Here is a 4,901-nt window from a genome sequence, read left to right on the forward strand (position 1 = left end):
CCCGCCTGTGCTGTGCCCCCCCCCCGCCGCCCCCCCCCCCCCCCCCCCCCCCGGGGGGGGGCCCCCCCCCCCCCCCGCTTCGTTGCATACGCCGAGGCTATGACCTGCAACTTCTCGCGGTGTCTCACGCTGCTTCATCTGCGGTTGTCTCAGCTCTCGGTGCATCCCCGCCGGGTTTACTGAGGCCGCTCCGGACGGGCAGACCGCTAACCTGCGGTGTCTCACGGCCCGCTATCACCCAGGACGGCGGTGCGGTCGGTTGTGCGGTGGCGCCGTACGGCGGAAACGCGGTGGGCGTTCTGCGCCGGATGTTCGACCGCATCATCGCGCTGCGCGGGGGCATCGCCCCAGGCCACCTCTACATTCCCAAACTCCTGCCGGATGTGCTCTCCGAGGTCCTCGATCCGGGGCCGCTCTTCGACCATGCCGTCTCCCTGCCCGAGGTGCCGGACGGCCATCGGGCGATGGACCACCGGTCGGCGCTGAAGGTGCGCGTCACCTTCTGAGCGCGGGGGCCGATGGCACGGGTTTGGTTCCTCCCGTGCCGCGCGGGGCCCTCTGACGTCAGGCGGCGCGCTTCACGTGGCGGACCAGCCACAACAGCAGGGCGTCCAGGTCAGCGGCGGCCAAGAGGACTCGGTCGACCGCCTCGGGGGTGTGCAGCCACTCCTCGCAGCCGAGGGGACGGGCGGCGATCAGAGAACGGTGGCGCAGCAGGTTCGTACGGGAGTGGTCTGTCGGATAGCCGCGCGGGGAGCGTTTCATCACGTCCCCGGAGATGTCGTAGCCCTTCTTCCGTACGTCCTCGACGATGGCGGACAGTTCGCGTCCGCTCCCCTCGGAGGCCACGGCTTTGCGGAACATGTCCACCTGGCCGGGATCGGGGTACCACCAGGCGCCCTGGATCCGCAGGCCGTCCAGGGAGAACCGGAGACCGATCTCGATCTTGCGGCCGAGCCGGATCACCGCGCCCTGGTGCTGCCACCACCAGGAGTTGGTGCGGTAGTGCCAGACGGAGAAGTCCTCGTACCGGGGGTCGGTGTCCGCGACCTCGTTGAGCAGGGCGATCATCGGCTGCCGGACCAGGCGTTCGCGGTCCACGCGGTAGCGCTCGCGGGTCGCGTGGGTCGGTTCGCCCTGGAGCTGCCACAACACGTCCATGGCCTGCTCCGGCCAGCCGGTGAACTGTCCGCGCATGCGCGCAGGCTAACCCATGGATCCGCGCGCGGAGAGTGAAAGGGGCAGGGAGGCTTGGCCCCAGACACGGTGGGAGGTGCTGCGGCGGGGCTCGCCGGCCAGTTCGATGTGCCGTGTGCGGTGGGCGAGTTCGTCGAGGAACACGGAGAGTGCAGTCGATATGAAGCGGGCGGCGAGATTGTGCAGCCGAACTTGAGATCCCACAGGGCGCCGGATCAGGTCTGTGCCATGTCCACGAAGCGTGAGTAGTGACCTTGGAAGGCCACGGTGATCGTGGCCGTCGGACCGTTACGGTGCTTGCCGACGATGATGTCGGCCTCGCCGGCGCGGGGTGACTCCTTCTCGTACGCGTCCTCGCGGTGGAGCAGGATGACCATGTCCGCGTCCTGCTCGATCGACCCGGACTCACGCAGGTCGGAGACCATGGGCTTCTTGTCCGTACGCTGCTCGGGACCACGGTTGAGCTGCGACAGCGCGATCACCGGCAGCTCCAGCTCCTTGGCCAGCAGCTTCAGGTTTCGCGACATGTCGGACACCTCCTGCTGGCGGCTCTCGGAGCGCTTGCCGCCCGACTGCATCAGCTGGAGGTAGTCGATGACGACGAGCTTGAGGTCGGCACGCTGCTTGAGGCGGCGGCACTTGGCACGGATCTCCATCATCGACAGGTTCGGGGAGTCGTCGATGTAGAGAGGGGCGGCCGACACGTCCGGCATCCGGCGGGCGAGCCGGGTCCAGTCCTCGTCGGTCATCGTGCCGGAGCGCATGTGATGCAGGGCCACCCGCGCCTCGGCCGACAGCAGACGCATCGCGATCTCGTTGCGGCCCATTTCGAGCGAGAAGATCACGCTGGGCATGTTGTGCTTGATCGAACAGGTCCTGGCGAAGTCCAGGGCCAGCGTCGACTTACCCATGGCGGGACGAGCCGCAATGATGATCATCTGGCCGGGATGCAGACCGTTGGTGAGCGAGTCGAGGTCGGTGAAGCCGGTCGGCACACCGGTCATCTCGCCCGAACGCGATCCGATCGCCTCGATCTCGTCGAGCGCGCCCTCCATGATGTCGCCGAGCGGCAGATAGTCCTCGGTGGTGCGCTGCTCGGTGACCGCGTAGATCTCCGCCTGGGCACTGTTGACGATCTCATCGACGTCACCGTCGGCCGCGTAGCCCATCTGGGTGATACGCGTGCCCGCTTCGACCAGGCGGCGCAGGACCGCCCGTTCGTGCACGATCTCCGCGTAGTACTCGGCGTTCGCCGCGGTCGGAACCGTCTGCACCAGCGTGTGCAGATACGGCGGGCCGCCGACCTTCGTGATCTCGCCGCGCTTGGTGAGTTCGGCCGCGACCGTGATGGGGTCGGCCGGCTCACCCTTCGCGTACAGGTCGAGGATGGCTCCGTAGATCGTCTCGTGCGCCGGCCGGTAGAAGTCGTGGCCCTTCAGCACCTCGACGACATCGGCGATGGCGTCCTTCGACAGGAGCATGCCGCCGAGGACGGACTGCTCGGCATCGAGGTCCTGCGGAGGAACCCGCTCGAAGGACGAGCCGCCGCTTTCCCATGACCCGTTGTCCTGGTCGCGGTCGTGCTGCTCGTCCCGGCCACGCCCACCGCCCCCGCGTCGGCGGGACGAGGGCAGACGATCACTGGGACCACTGTCCGCCCAGGGGTCGTCCAAGGGCTCGGAAATACTCACCGAGCCACCTCCTCCCGTCCGCGGAGCGGACCTAGCAGTGCCCTTAATTTCTACGGCACGGCACTGACATCTGAGCGGCCCAACTCCAGTTCTCACGCGTCGGTTTTGCATGGTTTCCGATGACGGAAAAGAGAACGGGCGCCGCACCACGGTAGGCCCGCAGGCACCGTCAGCCAATCTGGTTATCCACAGGCCATGTGGACGACGGCCCCGATGCTGTGGAGAACTCCGCGAAACCTGTGCACGACCCGGTGGACAGGCCTGTGAACAAGCCCTCACCTCCTCTCGCGCACATGCCCTGACCTGGCATTTCCCCATCCACCGGCTGTGCAGAAGAAAAACTTTCCCGGTGGGATCAAGATCGCTGCAAACGGCGCGGCGTGACAGGGCCCACTCAACGCAAAGTAAGGGTCTTTAGCACATTGCATCTCTTACCTGTGGAAGATTAGATTGGCGCTCATGACACAGGCTCCTCCGGCACCCAGGGCCGCCCGGCGCCGCCACGACCGAGAGATCGTCGCGCTGGCCGTTCCGGCTTTCGGCGCACTCGTCGCCGAGCCTCTCTTCGTGCTGGCCGACAGCGCCGTCGTCGGCCATCTCGGCACCGCGCAGCTGGCCGGACTCGGCGTCGCCTCGGCGCTTCTCATGACGGCCGTCGGGGTCTTCGTCTTTCTCGCCTACGCCACCACGGCAGCCGTCGCCCGCCGGGTCGGCGCCGGCGATCTGCGAGCCGCGATCCGCCAGGGCATGGACGGCATCTGGCTCGCCCTTCTCATCGGCGCGGCCGTCATCGCTGTCACCCTGCCCGCGGCACCCTCCCTCATGGAGTTGCTCGGCGCCTCCGACACCGTCGCCCCCTACGCGACGACCTACCTGCGGATCTCGGCGTGCGGCATCCCCGCCATGCTCGTCGTGCTGGCCGCCACCGGAGTGCTCCGTGGGCTCCAGGACACGAAGACCCCCCTGTACGTCGCCGTCGGAGGCTTCGTCGCCAACGCGGTCCTCAACACGGTCCTTGTCTACGGCGCCGGTCTCGGCATCGCGGGTTCCGCCTGGGGCACCGTCATCGCTCAATGCGGCATGGCCGCCGTCTATCTGAACGTCGTCGTCCGTGGGGCCCGTAAGCACGGCGCCTCCCTTCGGCCCGATTCCACCGGAATACGGGCCTGCGCCCAGGCGGGCGCCCCACTGCTCGTCCGGACGTTGTCGCTCCGGGCGATCCTCCTGATCGCGACGGCCGTCGCCGCCCGGCTCGGGGACGCCGACATGGCGGCCCACCAGATCATCCTGTCCCTCTGGAGTCTGCTCGCCTTCGCACTCGACGCCATCGCCATCGCGGGACAGGCCATCATCGGACGCTACCTCGGCGCGGACGACGCCCGAGGGGCCCGTGAGGCGTGCCGCCGCATGGTGCAGTGGGGCCTGGTCACCGGAGTCGTCCTGGGCCTGCTGGTCATCGCGGCCCGCCCACTGTTCCTCCCGCTGTTCAGCGGGGACTCGGGAGTCCGGGACGCGGCGCTTCCCGCACTGGTGATGGTGGCTGTCTCCCAGCCGGTCTGCGGGATCGTCTTCGTCCTGGACGGAGTCCTGATGGGAGCGGGGGACGGCCCCTACCTGGCCTGGGCCATGCTGCTCACGCTGGCGGTCTTCGCTCCCGTCGCCCTGCTCGTTCCCCTCCTCGGGGGCGGACTGACCGCGCTCTGGGGAGCGATGACGCTGATGATGACCATGCGGTTGCTGACCCTGTGGCTGCGTTCACGATCGGGCGGCTGGATCGTCACGGGCGCGACGCGCTGACGTAGAGGGTCCGTCTCACGCGAGGCGTCGTTTCACGTGAAACGACGATCCCCCGCGGTCACGGTGAACGTGCGAGGGCCAACTCATGAGGGGGACGCAGAAGGGGGGCCCCCCCCCGGGGGGGGGCCCGCACTAAGGCAATGCGCGCCGCGGGCCAAGGCGGCCACGACCAACCAATTTTTGAAGCGGGGCCCCCCCCGGGGGGGCCGCCCGGAC

Annotated in this window: 5 protein-coding genes; 2 read left to right on the top strand and 3 right to left on the bottom strand. The window is 68.4% G+C overall.

Annotated features, from left to right (window positions below; genetic code table 11):
* The first annotated feature begins 290 nt into the window (after nt 1-290).
* Nucleotides 291-506, top strand: coding sequence for a hypothetical protein (locus ACFYW7_RS11840; protein ID WP_389500763.1), 216 nt, complete (start codon nt 291-293; stop codon nt 504-506).
* A gap of 58 nt (nt 507-564) precedes the next feature.
* Here ACFYW7_RS11840 and ACFYW7_RS11845 read toward each other — a convergent pair whose 3' ends face one another.
* From ACFYW7_RS11845 to dnaB, 3 genes are read right to left on the bottom strand one after another with little or no spacing between them, the layout of a single operon-like run.
* Complete coding sequence (locus ACFYW7_RS11845; protein ID WP_389500765.1) at nt 565-1,197, bottom strand: DUF2461 family protein; 633 nt, start codon at nt 1,195-1,197, stop codon at nt 565-567.
* 9 nt (nt 1,198-1,206) lie between these two features.
* Nucleotides 1,207-1,401 carry a hypothetical protein gene (locus ACFYW7_RS11850; protein ID WP_389500767.1) on the bottom strand — a complete coding sequence of 65 codons (195 nt, stop codon included), beginning with the start codon at nt 1,399-1,401 and terminating at the stop codon, nt 1,207-1,209.
* An 11-nt stretch (nt 1,402-1,412) separates the two neighbouring features.
* Nucleotides 1,413-2,888, bottom strand: coding sequence for a replicative DNA helicase (dnaB, locus tag ACFYW7_RS11855; protein ID WP_389500768.1), 1,476 nt, complete (start codon nt 2,886-2,888; stop codon nt 1,413-1,415).
* Nucleotides 2,889-3,347: 459 nt separating this feature from the next.
* Here dnaB and ACFYW7_RS11860 point away from each other — a divergent pair, with 459 nt between their 5' ends.
* On the top strand, nt 3,348-4,685 hold the full coding sequence (locus ACFYW7_RS11860) for an MATE family efflux transporter (RefSeq protein ID WP_389500770.1): 1,338 nt from the start codon (nt 3,348-3,350) through the stop codon (nt 4,683-4,685).
* Nucleotides 4,686-4,901 lie beyond the last annotated feature (216 nt).

The sequence above is a fragment of the Streptomyces sp. NPDC002580 genome, assembly GCF_042889485.1.
In the GTDB taxonomy this organism is placed as follows: Bacteria; Actinomycetota; Actinomycetes; order Streptomycetales; family Streptomycetaceae; genus Streptomyces.